This is a genomic window from Thiohalorhabdus sp. Cl-TMA, from assembly GCF_041821045.1.
Classification (GTDB): Bacteria; Pseudomonadota; Gammaproteobacteria; order Thiohalorhabdales; family Thiohalorhabdaceae; genus Thiohalorhabdus; species Thiohalorhabdus methylotropha.
The window spans coordinates 429,195-448,909 of sequence record NZ_JBGUAW010000001.1 but is presented as its reverse complement, the minus strand read 5'-3'; the positions used below and the strand labels follow the sequence as shown (position 1 = coordinate 448,909).

Genomic DNA, 19,715 nt, shown 5'->3' with positions numbered 1-19,715 from the left:
CGAAGCTCCCAGCTCCATAGACCCCACAAACCACAGAGCCTACAACGCTTCCTCATCCCAGATTGTTAAAGAGCGAATCGAGCGGCGCCCGGCTTTCGCCGCCGTTGCGTCCCGCCCAATGCAGAAGCGTATTTTACGCATCGCGCGGTGCGGGTCAAGGGGTTTGTTTCAGGATTTTTGCAAACAGCCCTTTTTGTCCCCGCCGCCTTCTTCCGACCAATCTTTTCGTCGATCGGAAACCATCTACTTTACGCATCCTGCCTACGCTTGTCCAGGGCTCAGGGCGCCTTTTTTATCCATGCCCGGGCGAAACGCCTTTTCCCCACCTGCAATAGATATGGACCGCCACAGGCCAGGGTGCGTTCCCGGTCCCCCTCCTTTTCTTCATCCACGCGCACGGCGTTCTGCTTGATCATGCGCAGCGCATCCGACGTGGACGTGACGAGGCCGGATTCCTTGAGGGCGACGGGAAGCCGCAGGCCCTCTTCGCTTTCGGCTTCCAGCTCCACCTCCGGAATATCCTCGGGTACCTGCTTGCGCTGGAACTGGTCCTCGAAAGCTCGCTGGGCCGCGTCCACCTGGCCCTCCCCGGAGAACCTCGCCACCAGCTCCCTTGCCAGCTCCACCTTGACGTCCCGCGGATTGCGCCCCCCCTTCACCTGCTCCCGGAGCCCTTGCACCTCCTCGATGGGCCGGTCGGAGAGCAAATCGTAGTAGCGCCACATCAGCTCGTCCGATATGGACATCACCTTGGCGAAGATCTCCTTCGCCGGGTCATCGATGGCGATGTAGTTATTGAGGGACTTGGACATCTTCTGCACGCCGTCGGTGCCCTCGAGAATGGGCATGGTCAGGATCACCTGCGCTTCCTGTCCGTAGTGCCGCTGCAGCTCCCTGCCTACCAAGAGGTTGAACTTCTGGTCGGTCCCTCCCAGCTCCACGTCTGCCTCCAGGTGCACGGAGTCATATCCCTGAATCAGGGGGTACAGGAACTCGTGGACCGCAATGGCCCGGCCCTCGGTGTACCGGGTGTGGAAATCCTCCCGCTCCAGCATGCGCGCCACCGTATAGTTGGAGGCCAGCCGGATCATATCCGCGGAGGACATGCGGTTCATCCACTCCGAGTTGAACACCACCTCGGTCCGCTCCGAATCCAGCACCCGGTAGATCTGTGCCGCATACGTCTCGGCGTTTTTCCGGACCTCTTCTTCGGTCAGGGCGGGGCGGGTGGCGCTCTTGCCGCTGGGGTCCCCGATCATCCCCGTGAAATCCCCGATAAGGAAACAAATGCGGTGACCGAAATCCTGGAAGGCCTTGAGCTTTTGGAGGAGCACCGTATGCCCGAGATGCAGATCCGGCGCCGTGGGATCGAATCCGGCCTTTACCGTCAGCGGCTTCCCGGTCTGCGCCGCACGCTCCAGCTTCGCACGAAGCTCCGACTCCACCAGGATCTCTTCCGCTCCGCGGCAGATCTCCGCCAACTGCTGGTCAATACTGGCCGGGGACCCGGTCGTGGTCAAAATGATTCCCTCATCGCTGTTCGGTTAATGGGTGGCCCGTAGGATAGCGGAGCGGGTGGGCGTGGTTCCATGGCCGGGTGGTTTATGATGTCCTGAAATCGGCATTTTTCAATCGTCCACGCGAAACGATTCCATGAGTCAGAACCTCCCCGCCCTTGCCAGCAGCACCGACCCGGTGGATCGCATCCGCGACGCTCTCGACGAGGGCGACCTCACCACCGTGGAGGCCATTCTCAAGGATCTGCATCCCGCCGACCAGGTCAAGGTCCTTACCCAGCTGGGGGACGAGGAACGGGACCGGTGCCTCGATCTGTACGAGGCCCCGGATATCGGTCCCCTGTTCAGCGAAAGCTACGGGCGGCTGCGGGAGCATCTCCTCGAATACTTCCCCGCCGACGTCCTTTCCGAAGTGGTTCAGGAGCTGGACTCCGACGAGGCCGCGGACCTTCTTCAGGGGCTGGAAGGCACGGCCGCCGACCGGGTCCTGGCCCGACTGTCCTTCGAGGACCGCGCCGAGGTGGAGCCGCTGCTGTCCTATCCGGAGGATACGGCGGGCGGCCGCATGCAGCGGGAGGTTTTCGTGGTACCCGCCAAGACCCGGACGCGCAAGGTCCTCGCCGAGCTGCGCAAGGCGGGGCAGGATCTGGAGGAACTGCAGGATATCTACTTGGTGGACAACCGCGGGGTGCTTACCGGGGTGATATCCATATTCCAGCTACTGCGTCTGGAGCTCCACACCCCGGTGGTGGAAGGGGCCAACATGGACCCCCTGTACGTGTCCCCGGACGAGGACCAGGAGACCGTCGCCAATCTCTTCCGGAAGCACCGTCTGCACAGCCTTCCCGTGGTGGACGACACGGGGCGCATCCTGGGACAGATCACGGCGGACGACGTCCTGGGCGTGATCGAGGAGGAGGCCACGGAGGACCTCTACCGGCTTGCCAACATTAACGAAGCCAGCGATCTCACCGAGCCCATGTTCCGCTCCGCTCGCCGGCGCGTTTTCTGGCTGGTCATCAATGCCCTGTCCGCCCTTCTGGCCGCCACCATCATTTCCCTGTTCGAGCCCTCCATCGCCCAGATCACCGCTCTGGCGGTACTCATGCCCATCGTGGCCAGCATGGGCGGGATCGCCGGGGTTCAGACCCTGACGGTCATGGTGCGCGGCATCGCCCTCGGCCACGTCCAGGCCGAGAATACCTGGCGCATCGTCGTCCGGCAGGCCGGCGTAGGCCTGGTGATGGGTACACTCTTCGCCCTCCTCGGCGGCGTTCTCGCCTGGGCCTGGTTCGGCCAGCCCCTCCTGGGCGCGGCCATGGCCTCGGCCCTGATCATCAATTTGTTCGCCAGTGGTCTTTTCGGCTCCCTGATTCCGTTACTGCTCCGCCGTCTGAACATCGACCCGGCCCTGGCCTCCGGTGTACTTCTGAACACCCTGACCGACGGCATCGGCTTCTTCTCCTTCCTCGCCATCGGCACCTGGGTCCTCCTTTAAACCGACTTCCGGCCCTTGCAGGGTAAGCGAGCACCTCCTAACCTCTTCCTGGGGGTTTTCCCTTTCGCGAACCGGGAGCTACCGGATTCAAGGCCGTTGCACTACGGGATTTCCCGTTTCCCTGCCCGCGCAAATCAGGTATACAGGGGACGCAATGGGCTCACCACCGGAGACCAGGAGGCCTGCCGGGGATGTCGCGCACCTTTCGCCAGGATTTTTCGGATTCCCTCTCCCCCCCGAGCCGACGCCGGGGGAAACGCACCAAACCGCTATTGGGGGCCCCCAGGCAGGCTGCCTGGGCGCGACTCCTGAAATCCTCCCGTGCTCGCGCCCTCGGCCTGGGAGTCGTCACGGCGGTCGCTTCCGGCCTCTTCGGACTGTTACCCGAATCCCCCGAGGGGCCCTCCGGCCCCCGGCAAATGACCCTGACTCCGGGCGGGGGACTCGGCGCCCGAACTACAACCCTTCCCAATCCGCTCGCCTTTACCGAGGTCTCCGGTGAGAAGCCGGTCGCAGCCGCCGCGGAGCCGGAGCCCGAATGGGAATGGCAGAGCTACGAGCTGCAGAAGGGAGAAACACTCTCCCAGCTCGGTGAGCGGGCTGGGATCGGCGCCCGCACCACGTGGGCGCTCGCCAAGGCGAGCAAGGAAGTCTATCCGGTACGCCGCATGCGTTCCGGCCATTCCATCCGGGTCCGGCGGGACGGGCGGGGCAAGCCTGCGGAAATCCGGTACGGGATCGACGCCTCGCGCTACCTTTCCTGGAAGCCCGACGGAGAGGGGGGGTTCAGCGCCTCCGTTGAGAAATACCCCCGTACCGAGCTTGTGCGCGCCGCCTACGGCAGGATCGACACCAGCCTCTTCGAGGCCGGTGGGGCGTCGGGACTTCCCGACCGTATTACCATGGAGCTCGCCCGCATCTTCGGCTGGGACATCGATTTCGCCCACGATTTGCGGCAGGGGGACTGGTTCCGCGTCCTCTACAAGGAATATTACCGCGACGGCGAGAAGGTCGCGGACGGCCCCATTCTGGCCGCAGAATTCGTCACCCAGGGCGAATCCCACCGGGCCATCCGCTTCACGGATGCCCGGGGAAGGACCGACTACTATAGTCCCGACGGGCGCTCGGTTCGGAAGGCCTTCCTGCGCAGCCCCGTCAAGTTCACCCGTATAACCAGTCGCTTCAGCCGCAGCCGCGACCATCCCATCCTCAAACGGCGCCGGGCGCACAAGGGCGTGGATTACGGCGCCCCGACCGGGACACCCATCCGGGCCACCGGCGACGGCCGGGTCATCTTCCGCGGCTGGAAGGGCGGCTACGGACGCGTGATGATGCTTCGTCACGCTGGCCGGTACACCACGGTCTACGCCCACATGTCCCGCTACGGCCGCTACCGGAAGGGGCAGCACATCAAGCAGGGTCAGACCGTGGGCTATGTGGGCCAGTCGGGTCTGGCGACCGGTCCGCACCTCCACTACGAGTTCCGGGTGCATGGCCGGCACCGTAACCCCCTTACGGTGAAGCTTCCCGATGCCGAGCCGCTGCCCAAGAAGTATCGGGACGCCTTCGACAGCCGGCAGCACCACTTCACGGCATGGCTGGAGGGTATCACCGGGCCGGAAACCCGGGTGGCCGACGCCGACTAGGTTTCCACCGGCGGAGCCCGCTCCAAAAAAAGCCCGGCCCTCGAAAGGGCCGGGCTTTTTTACGTACTTGCGGCCGGAAGAGTGGCGCCGGTTACACGCCGAACGAGGACCCGCACCCGCAAGTGGTGCTCGCGTTCGGGTTATTGATCATGAACTGGGCGCCTTCCAGGTCTTCCTTGTAATCGATATTGGCACCCATCAAATACTGGATGCTCATCATGTCCAGCAGGATGGTCACCCCGCCCTTCTCGACGACAGTGTCCGTATCCTGGCGATTCTCATCGAAAGTGAATCCGTACTGGAAGCCCGAACAGCCCCCGCCGGAAACGAATACCCGAAGCATAAGGTCCGGGTTGCCTTCCTGGTCGATGAGCTCCTTGAGCTTGCCCACGGCGCTATCGGTCAGTTCTATGGGATCGGGCATCTGCTCGGTCTGTTCTTCCGTGCCAACCGTGGCTTCGGCCATGGTGTGCTACCTCCGCGACAGATATGTACAAAAGTCCTTCCGGACCCACGCAAAGGTGCGCATCCTGCCAAGCTAGGGGATCCGGGATGGTATGTCAAAGCTGGGGTCAGCCGGACTCGGTCTTCGCCCGGGCGGCCAGGGGAGCATCCTCCTCGGGGCTCGCATTGCCGCCCGCCAGGACCTCCGGCTTTCCGGATAGCTGGTTTTCCGTAGCGGGTGCGGCGACGGTTTTCCCCTGCTTAGTGGTGGAAATGTGGGAGCAAGTTCCCGTGATTCCCGCCCCCTCTTCCATCTGAATCACCTCGTAGTAGAGGTCCCCCTCCACGCTCGACTGGGCATGAAGCTCCAGACGCTCGCTGGCGTGCACGTTGCCGATTACCCGGCCGTTGATCACCACGTTGGGGACCTGGACTTCCCCCCGGATCTCCGCCTGATCGGAGATCACCAGACGGCTCCCGCTGCCGTCAGGGGCGGTAATCGTACCCTCCAGCGTGCCATCCACCCGCAGCCCACCCTCGAAGGTGACGTCTCCTTTTACCGAGGTCCCCGCCCCGATCATGGTCTCCAGGGTGCCACCGGTATTCACCTTACGTTTTTTGTGAATCATCACCGTCTTCCTTCTCTTTGCCCTGGACCAGCTTCTCCCAGTCGTGCGCCTGACTAAGGAGCTCCCCCAGGCTATTGCGATCGTAGAGCTGCACGGTAGCCCGGATCGGGCTGGCGCCCTCCGGCAGCTCGATGCGCCCCTGAAAATTCTGGAAATACCGGAACTCCGCATCCATTCCGCGCTTGCGATATTTGGAGCCCTCGGGGAAGAACCGGACCTCCTCTTCCCCCTTCCCGTTCAGATAAGCCACCACCACCCGCGCGTAGCCACGCACCGGATCCTTCTTGGCGACGCCCTGGATCAGGCGGAACGAGTAAGAATAATCCCGGCCCTTCCCTTCAGCCGGACGAACCCGGAAATCCCGCACGCTGGCATCCCGGTACGCCTTGTCGGGATCCAAGATGTTGCGATAGAACGCCACCTTGTCCTGGAGCTGATTGATGCGTCCCTGCAACTGGGCGAGCAGCTGACGGAGCTTCTCCACCTCTCCGGACTGGATGGCCTTGGCCGATTGCAGCTCCCCGATCCGGCTCCGGAGGTCCGCGATCCTGGCCTCCAGCGCGCTTTTCTGCTCCTCCAGATTGCCGGCCCGCGCCTTGAGGCGCTCCACGCTGTGGACCCGCCATACCTGGCCGAGCTCGAAGGCCCCCCAGATTACCCCCGGAGTGCCCACCACCAGAAGCACCACGAGGATATAGAACACCATCCGCCGCATATAAAGGGTGCGGGGGCGGCCCCGATTCGGATGTAGCAGAAGAACCAGCGAAGCGTAGCGACGATCCACAGGGACCTCAGGGCTGCATGGGAGGGGTGTCGAGGCCCGCTTCCTCGGGCAGGCCGAACATGAGATTCATGTTCTGCACGGCCTGTCCCGCCGCCCCCTTCACCAGGTTATCGATCACAGAAAGTACCACCACCTGCCGCCCGCCGCGGGGGCGGTGAACCGCCAGCCGGCAGAAATTGCTCCCCCGCACCGAGCGAGTACCCGGATGGCTGCCTTCCGGCATGACGTCGACGAACGGGGAGCCCCCGAAGCGGGCCTCGAACAGATCCTGCAGACCGGCCCCCGCCTCTCCATCCAGGAGCGCGTAGCAATCCGCATGGATGCCCCGGATCATGGGCGCGAGGTGAGGCACGAAGGTCAGTGCCACCGACTCGCCCGCCGCCCGGCTCAAGCCCTGCTCGATCTCCGGCAGATGCCGATGGCCGGCCACCCCGTAGGCCGACATGCTGTCGCTCGCCTCGGCCAGCAGAAGGTGGGTCTTCGCCTCCCGGCCGCCGCCGCTGGCGCCGGACTTGGCGTCGGCAATCATCCCCTCCCGCGAAATCACGCCCGCTTCGAGCAGGGGCAGGAAGGCCAGCTGCACCGCGGTGGGATAGCAGCCGGGATTGGCCACCAGCGCGGCGTCCCGGATGGCCGGGGTGTTCACCTCGGGAAGGCCGTACACCGCCCGCTCCAGCCAAGCGGGGGCGGCATGGGTCTCCTTGTACCACTCCTCGTAGACGGCGCGGTCGGCGATGCGGAAATCGGCGGAGAGATCCACCACCCGGACCCCACGATCCAGCAGAGCCGGCACCTGGTGCATGGCCACTCCGTGGGGGACGCCGCAGAAAACCAAGTCGCAGCCCTCGGCCAGCCGATCCGTGTCCGGCTCTTCGAATTCGAGATCCACCCACCCCCGCAGGGAGGGGAACATGTCCGCAACCGGCTGTCCGGCCGCCTGTCTTGAAGTCACGACGGTTACTTCAGCACGGGGATGACCGGCCAGGATGCGGAGGAGCTCTACCCCCGTATACCCGGAGCCCCCGAGAATGCCCACGCGCAAGGTGGTTTCCATTTCGACTGCATGCTCCTCAGAAATACGCCGACACGGCCCCGTCGACTCCGGGCTCTATGAAAGCACAGGGGGCCGCACAACAAAAGGCCACCGATGACGGTGGCCTTTTGTCTCCCAACAAGATGCCGCGGGCTTCACCGCTTGGAGAACTGCGGGCTCCGGCGGGCCTTGCGATGGGCGATCTTCTTCCGCTCCACCTCGCGGGCGTCCCGGGTCAGGAGCCCGGCGCGCTTGAGGGTGGGGCGGAGCTGGGGATTGTATTCCAGCAGCGCCCGGGCGAGGCCGTGGCGGATCGCGCCGGCCTGACCGCTGGGGCCGCCGCCGTCCACGTTCACCTTGATATCGAACTGCTCGCCGGTCTCGGTCAGCTCCAGCGGCTGGCGCACGATCATCTGGGCGGTTTCCCGGGGCAGGTAATCGGACAGGGTCTTGCCGTTGACCCGGATGTCACCGCTGCCGGGACGCAGGAACACCCGCGCGGTGGAGCTCTTCCGGCGTCCGGTTCCGTAGTATTGCTGCTGTGCCATTCTCGACCTCGATCAGAGTTCCAGCAGCACGGGCTGCTGGGCCTGGTGCGGATGCTCGCTGCCAGAGTAAACCTTGAGCTTCTTGAACATCTCCCGCCCGAGGCGGTTCTTGGGCAGCATACCGCGGACGGCGTCCTCGATGATCCGCTCGGGGTGCTCCGCGTTCTGCTTCCAGAACGGGATTTCCCGGATGCCGCCGGGGAAGCCGGTGTGGTGGTAGTAGATCTTGTCGGTTCGCTTCTTACCGCTCACCTGGACATTTTCCGCGTTGATCACTACCACGTAATCCCCGGTGTCCACGTGGGGGGTGTACTCCGGCTTGTGCTTGCCGCGCAGGCGCCGGGCCACTTCCGTGGCCAGACGACCGAGCCGGTACTGGCTGGCATCCACCACGTACCAGTTACGCTGCACCTCGTCCGGTTTCGCCGAATAGGTCTTCATCGAGCCCGCTCCGAAACTCGTTCTTGCTGGGGGTTGCCCCGGAGAAAGCGGAAAAGTATAGCCTGCCCGGCCCGTTGGTTCAAGCCACTTCCGCGCTCGCGGCCCGCTCCGCCGTGGAGGGCCGCCACACCAGGGGCAGGAGACGGGCGCTGGCGGCCAGCACGCCCCCCCACATAAGCAGGGCGCCGCCGCCCGCCATCTCCGTCCCCCCGAGCCAGCGGCCGGCGACGAACAGCCACAGCCCGCCGTGCAGGAATGCGAGCTGGGCGGACGGCAGCCATCCAGTGCGGACCGCGTGCCCGGTGAAGCGGGGCAGCATGTGCTCTGCCACCCCGAAGATCATGAAGACCAAAAAACCGTAGGTGAACAGATGGAACAGGCCGATTCCTCCGCCCAGAAGGTCCCCCCGGCCCACCAGGGTAAGCCCTGCCAGGGTAAGGTAGACCACCGAGGCGCGGACCATGTGGCGGGGCCCCCGGCGCATGGTCATGGTCGCCCCTGCCTCTTCCCGGGCCTCGCCACCACCCTCGCGGGGCGGGGCGCAACGGACCAGCTCCCGGGCCTCCTCGGCCCCGGGCACGCCCACCTTCTTCAGCGCATCGTCCACCAGGGTCGCGGGGACGGTCTTGATCAGCTTCTCGGCGACCACCTTCCGGCCCTCGGGCTGCGCCACGTCCAGGACCTCGAGCTCGAAGTCCTTCTCCTCATTGACCTGGCGCCAGATCCGCTCGGCGTTGGGGCAGACGCTGCACCACTCCGAGACCAGCAGGGTTACCTTCACGGCACGTCCTCTTCCTCGGCGCCCGGAACCGCGCAGCGCATGCAGTAGACATCGTAGCGGTCGACCCACACCTTCATGGCTTCCAGGGCCTGCTGCCCGGTGGCGAGGTTCTCGAGCGCGCTCTCCGGATTCTCGGGGCGCAGCCGCACCAGCCAGGCCTCTCCGTAGGGGGCGATGTTCACCTGGCCGGGATCCTGCTCCATAAGCGAATTCACCGCGACGATCTCGCCATCGAAGGGCGCGGGGATGCCGCCGGCCCACTTGCTGCTCTCCAGTCGGCCCACCGGCTTGCCGCTCCGGATACGCTTGCCGGGCTTCTTGAAACGAGCGTACTGCACCCGCCCGCTCATGGTCTGGGCCGGGTCGGTGATGCCCAGCGTGAAGGTGCCGTCCTCCTCCGGCCGCACCCAGACATAGTCCAGATCGTAGTAGAGGTCCTCGGGCAGATCGCAGCCGCGGTAATTCGCCATGTCAGCCTCCTTCCTCCTCGGCGGGACGCGCGGACACGGAACGGAGGATGTTATAGGCAAAGACCGCCATGGCGGCCCAGGCGATCGTGCCGCCCGTGAACAGCACCGCTTTCCAATACCCCAGCCACCCCACCACCAGCAGGACCAGGCCAATATTGGCCGCCCATAGCTGCAGGTTGGCCAACCGCTCGGAGTACAGGGGCCTGTTGGCGAAGCGGGGGAGGGTATGGAGGGCGACGCCGTAGATCATCATGGCCACGAAGCCCAGCAGCATGATGTGGCCGTGGGCGCGCGCGGGAGCTCCCGGGAGGAGTCCCGGGGCGATCGCCTGAACGGCGCCGAAGCCGCCGCCGATCACGGCGTAAAGGAGGGAACAGACGATAAACCAGCGGTTGCGGGGGTGCATTGGGCGGCTCCCTTGCCGATGTACCAACCACAGCACACCGGATGGGGGCCTGCAGCGCATTGACGCATATCAAAGTGGAAAAGCGGGCACCGCCCTACGAAAACCAGTGCGCCTCAGGCCTTGAGGATTTCCTGAAGCCGCTCGGAATCCCGGATGCGGATGCGGTCGCCCTCCACCTCAATGGCCCCCGCCTCCCGGAGGCGGCCCAGCACCCGGGAAAAGGTTTCCGGCTGAATGCCCAGGCGGCTGGCGATGGCCGCCTTCTTCGCCGGTAAATGAACCTCCCCGCCGGCACCCTCCGCCTGGGCGAGGAGATAGCCCACCACCCGTCCGGTGGCGTCCTCCAGGGTGAGGGCGGCCACATCCTGAACCAGCTGGTGCAGCCGCTTGCTGAGGGCGCCGAGCAGGTTGCGGGTCAGGCCCGGCCTGCTGTCCAGCAGGTGGTTGAAGCCCTCGGCGCCGATCTCCAGAAGCTCCGTGGCCTCCAGGGCCCGGGCATCCACCGGATACTTCTTGCCGTCCATGAACAGCACCGCCTCGGCGAAGGTCTCGCCGGGACCGATGATCTCCACCACTTTCTCGTGGCCCGTGCTGGCCAGGCGGGAAAGCTGGATGTGGCCGCTGTTGACGACGAAGAAGCTGCGGAAGGGATCCCCCGCCTGGAACAGGGGCTCCCCGCGATCCAGACTGCGGGAATGGGTAAATCCCGCAATCTCCGCAAGCACGTCCTCCCCCAGATTCCGGAAGAGCGGCGCCCGGCCCAGCTGCTCCATCGCTTCCGACATGGCGCACCTATCCTCCGCCCGGGATGTGGGACGCCCCCGCGCCGCGCACGAGCGCGCGGTATGCCGCGGGGTTCATGCAGCCGCCTAGGCGGGCGTCAGCGCCTCTTCCAGTGCGTGCTCGGCCACTTGCCCGGCCATTTCCCGCACCAGGCCGGTGAAGAAATGATCCGCCTCCGGATAGTAGAGCCATTCCGGCTCCTTGCCCATCTTCCCACGGAAGGCATCCACGGCCTCCGCATCCACCACCTCGTCCGCCCCGCCTTGCACAAGCAGGGTCCGCCGCGGATCGGTTTCCAGGAAGCCGAAGTCGTACCAGGCCACCGGCGGCGCCACCGCCGTCAGCTGCCGCACCCGATCGTCCAGGGCCGCAGCGCGCAGCCCCGCATAGGCCCCGAAGGAGAAGCCCGCCACTCCCAAAGGCACACCGGGGAGGCGTTCGGCTAGGGCCTCCAGCGCTGCCGCCGCGTCGGCCACCTCCCCCGGTCCGCCGGAGAACTGTCCGCCGCTGGTCCCCACCCCCCGGAAATTGAAGCGGAGGGTGGCCGCACCCCGGGCCCGCAGCGCACGCGCCAGATAGACCACCACCTTATTGTGCATGGTCCCACCGTACCGGGGATGGGGGTGGCACAGCAGCACGGCGGCGCTCGGCGCGCTGCCGCGCGGCAGCCCCAGACAGGCCTCCAGCCGGCCGGCCGGACCGGACAGATCGAGGAATTCGCCCCGTCCGCCGGAGGCATGGAGACCCCGGCCGTCACTCATCGTCCAGCCGCAAACGCGTAACCGGCTCGCCGTTCATGATGTGCTCGAAAAGGATTTCGTCAATATCTTCCGCGCTCTGGTAACGATACCAGATACCTTCGGGGTAGATGACCATGCAGGGACCCTCGCTGCAGCGTCCGAGGCAACCGGCCTGGTTGACCCGCACGCCGCCCGGCTTCTTCAGGCCCCATTCCCCGGCCCGATCCTTGGCGTACTGACGCAGCTCCCCCGCCCGGCCATCGCTGTTGCAGCAATCACGCCCGTCCGTCCGGACGTTCTGGCACATGAAAATATGGTGGCTGTAATAGAATTGACTCATTTATTATCCATCCTTGCGCTACCGGATTTACGGCAACCGCCCCGTGGAACAGGGGCTTCCTACCATGGAGCCCGGCAATAATGCCTCCCGGCGGGACGGTTGGAAAGCCGGTTCGGTGGCCCGTACCCAATGGTCAACCAGCCGCCGAGAGGGTTCCATCATGCCGTCGTTGTTCCTAGAGACCGCCATCCGGCACTTCGACCGGGCCCTGCGCACGGTGGCCGGCGTTCCGGACGAGCAGGCCGAGAGCCGCCCTTCACCGGCGCTGGACCTGCCGGCGCCGGGCGGGCCGGGTCCGGGAAGCGGCCAGGCTCGTCATATCGGCCGCCTCATGCGGGTCAACTACGCCGGCGAAGTGGCCGCCCAGGGCCTGTACCTGGGCCAAAGCCTCACCGCCCGCACCTCCGAAGTGGCCGACAAGATGGATCAGGCCGCCCGCGAGGAGCAGGACCACCTCAACTGGTGCAGCGAGCGCATGGCGGCCAGCGGGGTGCCGGCCAGCCGGCTCAACCCCCTGTGGCTCGCCGGCTCCGTCACCATGGGCGCGGTGGCCGGCCTCGCGGGAGACCGCTGGAGTCTGGGCTTCGTGGCGGAGACCGAGCGCCAGGTCATGCGGCATCTGCAGGGACACCTGGAACAGGTTCCGGACAACGACCCGCGCAGCCGGGCGGTGCTGGAGCAGATGTATCTCGACGAGCGCCACCACGCCGAATGGGCCGAAGAGGGCGGCGGCCGTCGTTTGCCTTTCCCCGTCCGGACGGGCATGCGCCTGACTTCCAAATTCCTGACCGTGGGCTCCTACTGGATCTAGCCCGAACCGTAAAGAAAGCGTACGGCCAGCCATGAGCAATCAGTTTCCCGCCAGCACCGGGCCCATCCGGGTCCTGTTCGTGGAGGACGAAGCCCCCATCCAGGTGCTCGTCCAGCACAACCTCGAATCCGCCGGTTTCCGCGTGGAATTGGCCGGCGACGCCGAAACGGCCTTCGAGCGGCTGGCGTACGAGCGCCCCCACCTGGCCATCCTCGACTGGATGCTGCCCGGTATGAGCGGGCTGGACCTGTGCAAGTCCATGCGCGAGGACGGCGCCTACAGCCACATCCCGGTGATCATGCTCACCGCCAAGGGCGAGGAGGACCACCGGGTGCGCGGTCTGGAGACGGGCGCGGACGACTACATCCCCAAGCCCTTCTCGCCCCGGGAGCTTGTGGCCCGGGTCAACAACCTCCTGCGGCGCAGCTACCCGGAGCTCCAGGAGGAAGTGCTCACCGTCGGCGAGCTGCGGCTCTATCCAGGCCAGCGACAGGTATTCTTCGAGGACCAGGAGGTCCACCTCGGGCCTACCGAATTCCGGCTCCTTCAGTTCCTGATGACCCACCCGGGCCAGGTCTATGAGCGCGGCCAGCTCCTCGACCGGCTGTGGGGACCCCACGCCGAAGTGGAAGAGCGCACCGTGGACGTCCACGTCCGCCGCCTGCGACAGGCCCTGGAGCCGGTGGCGCCACGCGATCTGGTGCAGACGGTGCGCGGCGCCGGTTATCGCTTCGCCGCCCTGTAGAGCCGGCTGATGCGGCTCCTCCCCGTCGGCGCCCGCGGGGTCATCGCGCTCGGGCTTATGGTGGCCCTCATGGGCGCCCTGCAGGCGCGCTGGCCCGTCATCGCCCTCGGCCTGGGGGGAATGGTGCTGGGGGGCATGATCGGCTGGGCATGGGCCCGGACCCGGCTGTTCGCCCTGCGGCGCTGGCTGCGCTCCCGGGAGGGCGTGGTGGCCCTGCAGGGAGCGCATGCATGGGACACCCTGGAAAGCGAGCTCCGCTACTACTTCAAGCACCGCGACCGCCAGATCCGGGAAACCCGGCGCCGGCTCTCCCAGCTGGAGGGGCTCGCCCAGGAGCTCCCGGTGGGGGTAGCGCTCCTCGATATTCGCGGCCGCCTCATGGAGGCCAACGGCAAGGCCTTCGAGCTCCTCGCCCTGGACCCCGAACGGGGTCACGGTCAGCGTCTGCAGGGCTGGCTCCGCGAACCGAGCCTGCAGCATCTGTTCAGCGACGACGGGGAGGCGCTGCGGCACGGCACAGCCCCCTATCACCCCGATCCCTCGCGAACGCTCTCCTTTACCGTGACCCACAAAGAGGACGGCACCTTCTTGCTGGTAGTGGAGGAGATCACCGAGCGGCTGCGCCTCCATCAGATGCGGGAGGATTTCGTGGCCAACGTCTCCCACGAGCTGAAGAGCCCCCTCACCAGCCTGCGGGGCTTCGCCGAGACCCTGCTTGGGGACCCCGACCTGGAGCGGGAGCGGCGCCAGGAGTTTCTCGCCATCATGAACGACCAGATCGGGCGCATGCAGGGGCTGGTGGCCGACCTGCTCACCCTTTCCCGGCTGGAAGGCCGGCCCGAGCCCGCCCCGGAAACCCCCGTGGCCCTGGACGCCCTGATCGCCAACCTCTCCAATCAGTTCTCGGGCACGGCGGCACACCAGGACATCGCGCTGATCCTCCCCGACTCCGCCACCCTGGCCGGCTACCACTGGTACGGCGAGGCGGATTCCCTGAACCAGGCACTGGGGAACCTGGTCGACAACGCGCTGAAATATTCCCCGGCCGGGGGCACCGTTGAGATCCAGGTGGAGCCGCGCGCCGGGGAGCTCGCCGTCCATGTCCAGGACTCCGGCATCGGTATCGAGCCGCAGCACCTGCCAAGGCTGACCGAGCGCTTCTACCGCGTGGACAAGGGCCGCTCCCGCGAGGTGGGCGGTACCGGACTGGGGCTGTCCATCGTCAAGCACATCCTGCAGCACCACGGGGGGCACCTGGAGGTAAGCAGCCGGCCCGGAAGGGGCTCCCGCTTCTCCGCCGTACTCCCCGACCACCCCGCCGGGGAGCGGGAAAAACCGCTGTCCGGAGGCGTCCACAAGGCCTTGTAACAATTTTGTAATAAAGCAGTGGGACACTCACCATTGGCTGGAAGCGACCTCCTGGAGACAGGCAGCCAATCCACACCCATTCGGAGGCATGTACCATGAAGATGCTGCGCACCATCGGCGTGGCCGCGGCCGCGGTGCTGGCGGTAACGGCGGGCCAGGCGGAAGCCCGCGAGCAGATCCGCATCGTCGGCTCCAGCACCGTCTACCCCTTCGCCAGCTATGTGGTGGAGGAGTTCGGCGCCACCACCAAATACCCCACGCCCGTGATCGAATCCACCGGCTCCGGCGGCGGGCTAAAGCTGTTCTGCGCAGGATCCGGTGCGGACACCCCCGACATCACCAACGCTTCCCGCCGCATCAAGGTCAGCGAGCTCAAGCGCTGCCAGGACAACGGCGTGAAGAGCATCACCGAGGCGGTGATCGGCTCCGACGGCATCGTGCTGGCCAACAGCGTCGACGCTCCGCAGTTCAAGCTCACCCGCGAGCAGATCACCCTGGCGGTGGCCGCGCAGGTGCCCGAGAACGGCGAGCTGGTGAAGAACCCCCACAAACACTGGGACGACATCGACGCCAGCCTGCCCCATGAGGAGATCCTCATCTACGGCCCGCCCACCACCTCCGGCACCCGGGATGCCTTCGAGGAGCTGGTCATGGAGGCCGCCTCCGAGGAGATGGAGGGCTACGGCGGGGGGTACACCAAGATCCGCCAGGACGGCGTCTACGTGCCCGCGGGCGAGAACGACAACCTGATCGTCCAGAAGCTGATCCAGAACAAGAATGCCCTCGGCATCTTCGGCTACGGTTTCCTGGAGGAGAACACGGACCGCATCCAGGGCTCCCGCATCGACGGCGTGGCGCCGAAGCCCGACACCATCGCCTCCGGGGAATACCCGGTGTCCCGGAGCCTGTTCTTCTACGTGAAGAATGCCCACGCGGGCGAGGTTCCCGGACTCTATGACTACGTGAACCTCTTCCTCTCGGAGAAGATGGTCGGCGACCTGGGCTATCTGAAGCGACTCGGCCTCATCCCGCTACCCAAGGAGCGGCGCGAGGCGATCCGCCAGCGAGCCGGGGAGCACGAGGCCCTGGAGCTGGCCGACCTGAAATAGCGGCCCCGCTCTGGACCGCCGGGCCGGCCAGAATGTTCTGGCCGGCTCCTTTTGTTATCCGTATGCGCACGGCGATACAGGTTTACGGGCAGGCGCCTGATTACAGGCCCGTTTTCCCGATTTTTCGGCCGTCCGGCCCCCACAGGACATACCCTCCGCGGGAATTCCCTGCGCAGGGGCGGCATTTCGCGACATGATCGGTATAATGGCGCCCCCTTTCCGGCCGGAACCATTGAGGAGCAGTCCTTGAGCCCCGGACAAGCCGCCTTGCTCTTCTTAGGAGGCCTGTTTCCCCTGATGGCCTTGGCCTACATGCTGGGCCGCCGTCGGGTACTCGCCTTCGGAAGCGGCCCCCCCCTTCATTCCCGGCCGGGCTTCTACGGCTGGTACGCGGTGGTCTGGCTCGCCCTGCCGGCCCTGGCCGTAGCCCTGGCCGCCAGCCTCCTGCAGCTGCTCGGCCTGGCTACGCCGCCCGCATCCATGACCCTCACGGCCAGCCTCCTGGTGGCCGCGGGGGGCCTGGCACTGGCCATGCGCAGCGTCCACCCGGCGCTGCGGGCACGCAACATCGTCGAGGCGGTGGTGCGCTGGCTGCTGTTGGCCGCCTCCCTGGTTTCCATCCTGACGACCCTGGGCATTATCTTCAGCATCCTCTTCGAGGCCATCCGCTTCTTCCAGGTGGTCAGCCTGTGGGAGTTCCTCACCGGCACCACCTGGAGTCCGGATACCGCCTTCCTGGGCGGCGCGGGACGCGGCGCGGAGGGCAAGGCCCAGGCGGAGTTCGGCTCCGTCCCCCTGTTCGCCGGCACCTTCATGATCACCGCCGTCGCCATGGCGGTGGCCCTGCCCGTGGGCCTGCTCTCGGCCATCTACATGTCCGAATACGCGCCCACGAAGGTCCGCTCCGCCGCCAAGCCGACCCTGGAGGTGCTGGCCGGCATCCCCACCGTGGTATACGGCTTCTTCGCCGCCATCACGGTGAGCCCCCTGGTGGTCCAGGCCGCCACGGCCGTGGGCCTGGAGGCCTCCTACAGCAACGCCCTGGCACCGGGGGTCGTCATGGGGGTCATGATCATCCCCTTCGTTTCGTCCCTGTCCGACGATGTCATCAGCGCCATCCCCCAGAGCATGCGGGAGGGCTCTTTCGCGCTGGGTGCCACGCCCTCGGAGACCATCAAGCACGTACTGCTTCCGGCGGCACTGCCGGGGGTGGTGGCGGCCTTCATCCTGGCCGTTTCCCGGGCGCTGGGTGAGACCATGATCGTGGTCATGGCCGCGGGTCTGCGTCCCAACCTGACCGCGAACCCCCTGGAGGACATGACCACGGTGACCGTGCGCATCGTCGACGCGCTTACCGGGGATCAGGAGTTCGACAGTCCCGAGACTCTGTCGGCCTTCGGCCTGGGGCTGGTGCTCTTCATCGTCACCCTGGCCCTGAACATGATCTCCGTATACGTGGTCCGTCGCTTCCACGAGAAATACGAATAAGGCCCATTAGAGACCATGGCCACCCCCAATTCCCGCACCGAGAAGCTACTCAGGCGCCGCTACCGCGCGGAGCGCCGTTTCAAGGCCCTGTGCATCGGCGCCCTGACCCTGGCGGTCGCCTTTCTCGTCTTCTTCTTCGGCGACATCATCAGCAAGGGCTACCAGGCCTTCCAGCGCGCCCAGATCAAGGTGGAGGTCACCTACAGCGAGCGCTCCGTGGAGCTGCCCCTGGCGGCCTTGCAGGAGGACGTCCGGTATCTGGTGAGCCGCGGCTTCCTCCGCCAGATCCCCAATCAGGTGGAGCGCAGGCCGGCCCTCCTGGGCAAGACCGTCACCAAGTGGGTGATCGCCGATATCGGCGTGGACCAGTACCTCAAGGGCAAGCATAACCAGCTCTCCCGCCAGGACCGGCGGATCGTCGACCGACTCGCCGAGCAGGGCCGCGCCGAACTGGCCTTCAACTGGAAGCTGTTCACCGCCGGCGACTCCACCATGCCGGAGATGGCCGGCATCCGCTCCGCGGTGGTGGGGACCCTCTACACCCTGCTGGTGACCATGCTGGTGAGCTTCCCCATCGGCGTGATGACGGCGGTCTACCTGGAGGAGTTCGCCTCCGACAACCGCTTCACGCGGGCCATCGAGGTCAACATCAACAACCTCGCCGCCGTGCCCTCCATCCTCTACGGCCTGCTCGGCCTGGCGGTGTTCATCAACTTCTTCGGGGTGCCGCGCTCCTCGGCGCTGGCGGGCGGCTTCACCCTGGCACTCATGACACTGCCGATCATCATCATCAGCACCCGCGCCGCGCTGCGCGCGGTTCCCGATTCCATCCGCGAGGGAGCCTTCGGCGTCGGTGCCTCCCGGCTGCAGATGGTGGCGCACCACGTCCTGCCGCTATCGCTGCCCGGGATCCTCACCGGGTCCATCATCGGCCTGGCCCAGGCCATGGGAGAGACGGCGCCACTGCTCATCGTGGGCATGATGGCCTTTATTCCGTCCCCGCCGGACGGGGTCATGGATGCCGCCACCGTGCTCCCGGCCCAGATCTTCACCTGGGCCTCCCGGCCGGAGCGCGCCTTTGCCGAGCTCACCGCCGCTGGCATCATTGTGCTGCTGGCCGTACTGCTTACCCTGAACGCCGCCGCAGTCCTGCTGCGCAGGCGCTTCGAACGGCGCTGGTAGGGAGAATCGAACCATGCAACAGCCGAAATCCGCCGATTCCGAGCCCCAATCCCATCCCGGGGGGTCCAGCGGCGGCGATCCCGGAAAAGCGGCCGACCAGCAGCAAGGCCCGTCGCAGGAAGCGGGGCGCAGCACCCCCATGCACACGGAGGTCCCCGCCTCCGGGGCACCGCACGCGGCCCCCGGATCCGGCCAAGTGAAGGTCCAGGTGAAGGACCTGAGCCTCTGGTACGGCGAGACCCGGGCCCTCTACGACATCAATCTCGATGTCCAGGAGCGGGAGGTTACCGCCCTTATCGGCCCCTCCGGCTGCGGGAAGTCCACCTTCCTGCGCTGCATCAACCGCATGAACGACCTCATCCAGGGCGTGCACGTAAAGGGGGGGATCTACCTGGACGGCCAGGACATCTACGACCCGAGCGTGGATGTGGTCCAGCTGCGCTCCCGGGTCGGTATGGTCTTCCAGAAGCCCAATCCCTTTCCCAAGAGCATCTACGAGAACATCGCCTACGCCCCGCGCATTCACGGCATCGCCAGGAAAGGCGCGGAGATGGACGATCTGGTGGAGACCAGCCTCCGCAAGGCGGGATTATGGAATGAGGTAGCGGACCGCCTGGACCAGCCGGGCACCTCACTTTCCGGGGGCCAGCAGCAGCGCCTCTGCATCGCCCGGGCCATCGCCGTCAGCCCCGAGGTGATCCTCATGGACGAGCCGGCCTCGGCCCTGGACCCCGTGGCCACGGCCACCATCGAGGAGCTCATCGATGAGCTGCGGCAGAACTACACCATCCTCATCGTCACCCACAACATGCAGCAGGCCGCCCGCGTAGCCCGCTACACGGCCTTCTTCCACATGGGTGAGCTCATCGAGTACGACGATACCGAAACCATGTTCACCAATCCCCGGGAGAAGAAGACCGAGGACTACATCACCGGTCGCTTCGGCTGAGGA

At 66.1% G+C, this 19,715-nt stretch carries 22 protein-coding genes; 9 read left to right on the top strand and 13 right to left on the bottom strand.

Annotated elements, in window-relative coordinates:
- Positions 1 to 278 precede the first annotated feature (278 nt).
- On the bottom strand, positions 279 to 1,520 hold the full coding sequence (gene tyrS / locus ACERLL_RS02105; protein WP_373654404.1) for a tyrosine--tRNA ligase: 1,242 nt from the start codon (positions 1,518 to 1,520) through the stop codon (positions 279 to 281).
- Between the two features lie 133 nt (positions 1,521 to 1,653).
- Here tyrS and mgtE point away from each other — a divergent pair, with 133 nt between their 5' ends.
- Together mgtE and ACERLL_RS02095 are read left to right on the top strand one after the other, a co-directional pair.
- Positions 1,654 to 3,015, top strand: coding sequence for a magnesium transporter (gene mgtE / locus ACERLL_RS02100; protein ID WP_373654403.1), 1,362 nt, complete (start codon positions 1,654 to 1,656; stop codon positions 3,013 to 3,015).
- A 419-nt stretch (positions 3,016 to 3,434) separates the two neighbouring features.
- The gene (locus tag ACERLL_RS02095) at positions 3,435 to 4,661 is read left to right on the top strand and encodes a M23 family metallopeptidase (RefSeq protein ID WP_373654402.1); all 1,227 of its coding nucleotides are present in this window, start codon (positions 3,435 to 3,437) and stop codon (positions 4,659 to 4,661) included.
- 91 nt (positions 4,662 to 4,752) lie between these two features.
- Here the strand turns inward: ACERLL_RS02095 and erpA are convergent, their stop codons facing one another.
- From erpA to ACERLL_RS02035, 12 genes are all read right to left on the bottom strand, one after another.
- On the bottom strand, positions 4,753 to 5,127 hold the full coding sequence (erpA, locus tag ACERLL_RS02090; protein WP_373654401.1) for an iron-sulfur cluster insertion protein ErpA: 375 nt from the start codon (positions 5,125 to 5,127) through the stop codon (positions 4,753 to 4,755).
- A 106-nt stretch (positions 5,128 to 5,233) separates the two neighbouring features.
- Positions 5,234 to 5,734 (bottom strand): bactofilin family protein, encoded by a 501-nt coding sequence (locus tag ACERLL_RS02085; RefSeq protein WP_373654400.1) that lies wholly within the window; start codon positions 5,732 to 5,734, stop codon positions 5,234 to 5,236.
- A complete protein-coding gene (locus ACERLL_RS02080) occupies positions 5,715 to 6,449 on the bottom strand; it encodes a DUF6776 family protein (protein WP_373654399.1) in 735 nt (244 codons plus the stop codon). Before ACERLL_RS02080 ends, ACERLL_RS02085 begins: the two co-directional genes overlap by 20 nt.
- Positions 6,450 to 6,525: 76 nt before the next feature.
- Complete coding sequence (gene argC / locus ACERLL_RS02075) at positions 6,526 to 7,572, bottom strand: N-acetyl-gamma-glutamyl-phosphate reductase (RefSeq protein WP_373654398.1); 1,047 nt, start codon at positions 7,570 to 7,572, stop codon at positions 6,526 to 6,528.
- 134 nt (positions 7,573 to 7,706) lie between these two features.
- A complete protein-coding gene (gene rpsI, locus ACERLL_RS02070) occupies positions 7,707 to 8,099 on the bottom strand; it encodes a 30S ribosomal protein S9 (protein ID WP_373654397.1) in 393 nt (130 codons plus the stop codon).
- Between the two features lie 12 nt (positions 8,100 to 8,111).
- Positions 8,112 to 8,540 (bottom strand): 50S ribosomal protein L13, encoded by a 429-nt coding sequence (gene rplM / locus ACERLL_RS02065; protein ID WP_373654396.1) that lies wholly within the window; start codon positions 8,538 to 8,540, stop codon positions 8,112 to 8,114.
- A gap of 79 nt (positions 8,541 to 8,619) precedes the next feature.
- On the bottom strand, positions 8,620 to 9,321 hold the full coding sequence (locus ACERLL_RS02060) for a glutaredoxin family protein (RefSeq protein WP_373654395.1): 702 nt from the start codon (positions 9,319 to 9,321) through the stop codon (positions 8,620 to 8,622).
- Positions 9,318 to 9,791, bottom strand: a complete 474-nt coding sequence (locus ACERLL_RS02055) for a biotin/lipoyl attachment domain-containing protein (RefSeq protein ID WP_373654394.1) — start codon at positions 9,789 to 9,791, stop codon at positions 9,318 to 9,320. The genes ACERLL_RS02060 and ACERLL_RS02055 overlap by 4 nt, the downstream gene beginning before the upstream one ends.
- A 1-nt stretch (position 9,792) precedes the next feature.
- Entirely contained in the window at positions 9,793 to 10,197 is a 405-nt protein-coding gene (locus ACERLL_RS02050; RefSeq protein ID WP_373654393.1) for a hypothetical protein, read from the bottom strand.
- A gap of 113 nt (positions 10,198 to 10,310) precedes the next feature.
- Positions 10,311 to 10,982 (bottom strand): Crp/Fnr family transcriptional regulator, encoded by a 672-nt coding sequence (locus ACERLL_RS02045; RefSeq protein ID WP_373654392.1) that lies wholly within the window; start codon positions 10,980 to 10,982, stop codon positions 10,311 to 10,313.
- Positions 10,983 to 11,066: 84 nt separating this feature from the next.
- Positions 11,067 to 11,741 (bottom strand): alpha/beta hydrolase, encoded by a 675-nt coding sequence (locus ACERLL_RS02040; RefSeq protein WP_373654391.1) that lies wholly within the window; start codon positions 11,739 to 11,741, stop codon positions 11,067 to 11,069.
- Entirely contained in the window at positions 11,734 to 12,060 is a 327-nt protein-coding gene (locus tag ACERLL_RS02035; protein WP_373654390.1) for a (2Fe-2S) ferredoxin domain-containing protein, read from the bottom strand. The genes ACERLL_RS02040 and ACERLL_RS02035 overlap by 8 nt, the downstream gene beginning before the upstream one ends.
- Before the next feature lie 160 nt (positions 12,061 to 12,220).
- On the opposite strand from ACERLL_RS02035, the gene coq7 reads away from it, so the two are divergent.
- The 7 genes from coq7 (at position 12,221) to pstB (ending at position 19,712) form a co-directional block, all read left to right on the top strand.
- The gene (gene coq7, locus ACERLL_RS02030; protein ID WP_373654389.1) at positions 12,221 to 12,871 is read left to right on the top strand and encodes a 2-polyprenyl-3-methyl-6-methoxy-1,4-benzoquinone monooxygenase; all 651 of its coding nucleotides are present in this window, start codon (positions 12,221 to 12,223) and stop codon (positions 12,869 to 12,871) included.
- Positions 12,872 to 12,902: 31 nt separating this feature from the next.
- Entirely contained in the window at positions 12,903 to 13,616 is a 714-nt protein-coding gene (gene phoB, locus ACERLL_RS02025; protein WP_373654388.1) for a phosphate regulon transcriptional regulator PhoB, read from the top strand.
- A 9-nt stretch (positions 13,617 to 13,625) separates the two neighbouring features.
- Positions 13,626 to 14,984, top strand: a complete 1,359-nt coding sequence (locus ACERLL_RS02020; RefSeq protein WP_373654387.1) for an ATP-binding protein — start codon at positions 13,626 to 13,628, stop codon at positions 14,982 to 14,984.
- Positions 14,985 to 15,079: 95 nt separating this feature from the next.
- The gene (locus tag ACERLL_RS02015; protein ID WP_373654386.1) at positions 15,080 to 16,093 is read left to right on the top strand and encodes a PstS family phosphate ABC transporter substrate-binding protein; all 1,014 of its coding nucleotides are present in this window, start codon (positions 15,080 to 15,082) and stop codon (positions 16,091 to 16,093) included.
- A 246-nt stretch (positions 16,094 to 16,339) separates the two neighbouring features.
- Entirely contained in the window at positions 16,340 to 17,581 is a 1,242-nt protein-coding gene (pstC, locus tag ACERLL_RS02010; RefSeq protein WP_373654385.1) for a phosphate ABC transporter permease subunit PstC, read from the top strand.
- Positions 17,582 to 17,596: 15 nt separating this feature from the next.
- Entirely contained in the window at positions 17,597 to 18,763 is a 1,167-nt protein-coding gene (gene pstA, locus ACERLL_RS02005; RefSeq protein WP_373654384.1) for a phosphate ABC transporter permease PstA, read from the top strand.
- 139 nt (positions 18,764 to 18,902) lie between these two features.
- The gene (gene pstB, locus ACERLL_RS02000; RefSeq protein WP_373654413.1) at positions 18,903 to 19,712 is read left to right on the top strand and encodes a phosphate ABC transporter ATP-binding protein PstB; all 810 of its coding nucleotides are present in this window, start codon (positions 18,903 to 18,905) and stop codon (positions 19,710 to 19,712) included.
- Positions 19,713 to 19,715 lie beyond the last annotated feature (3 nt).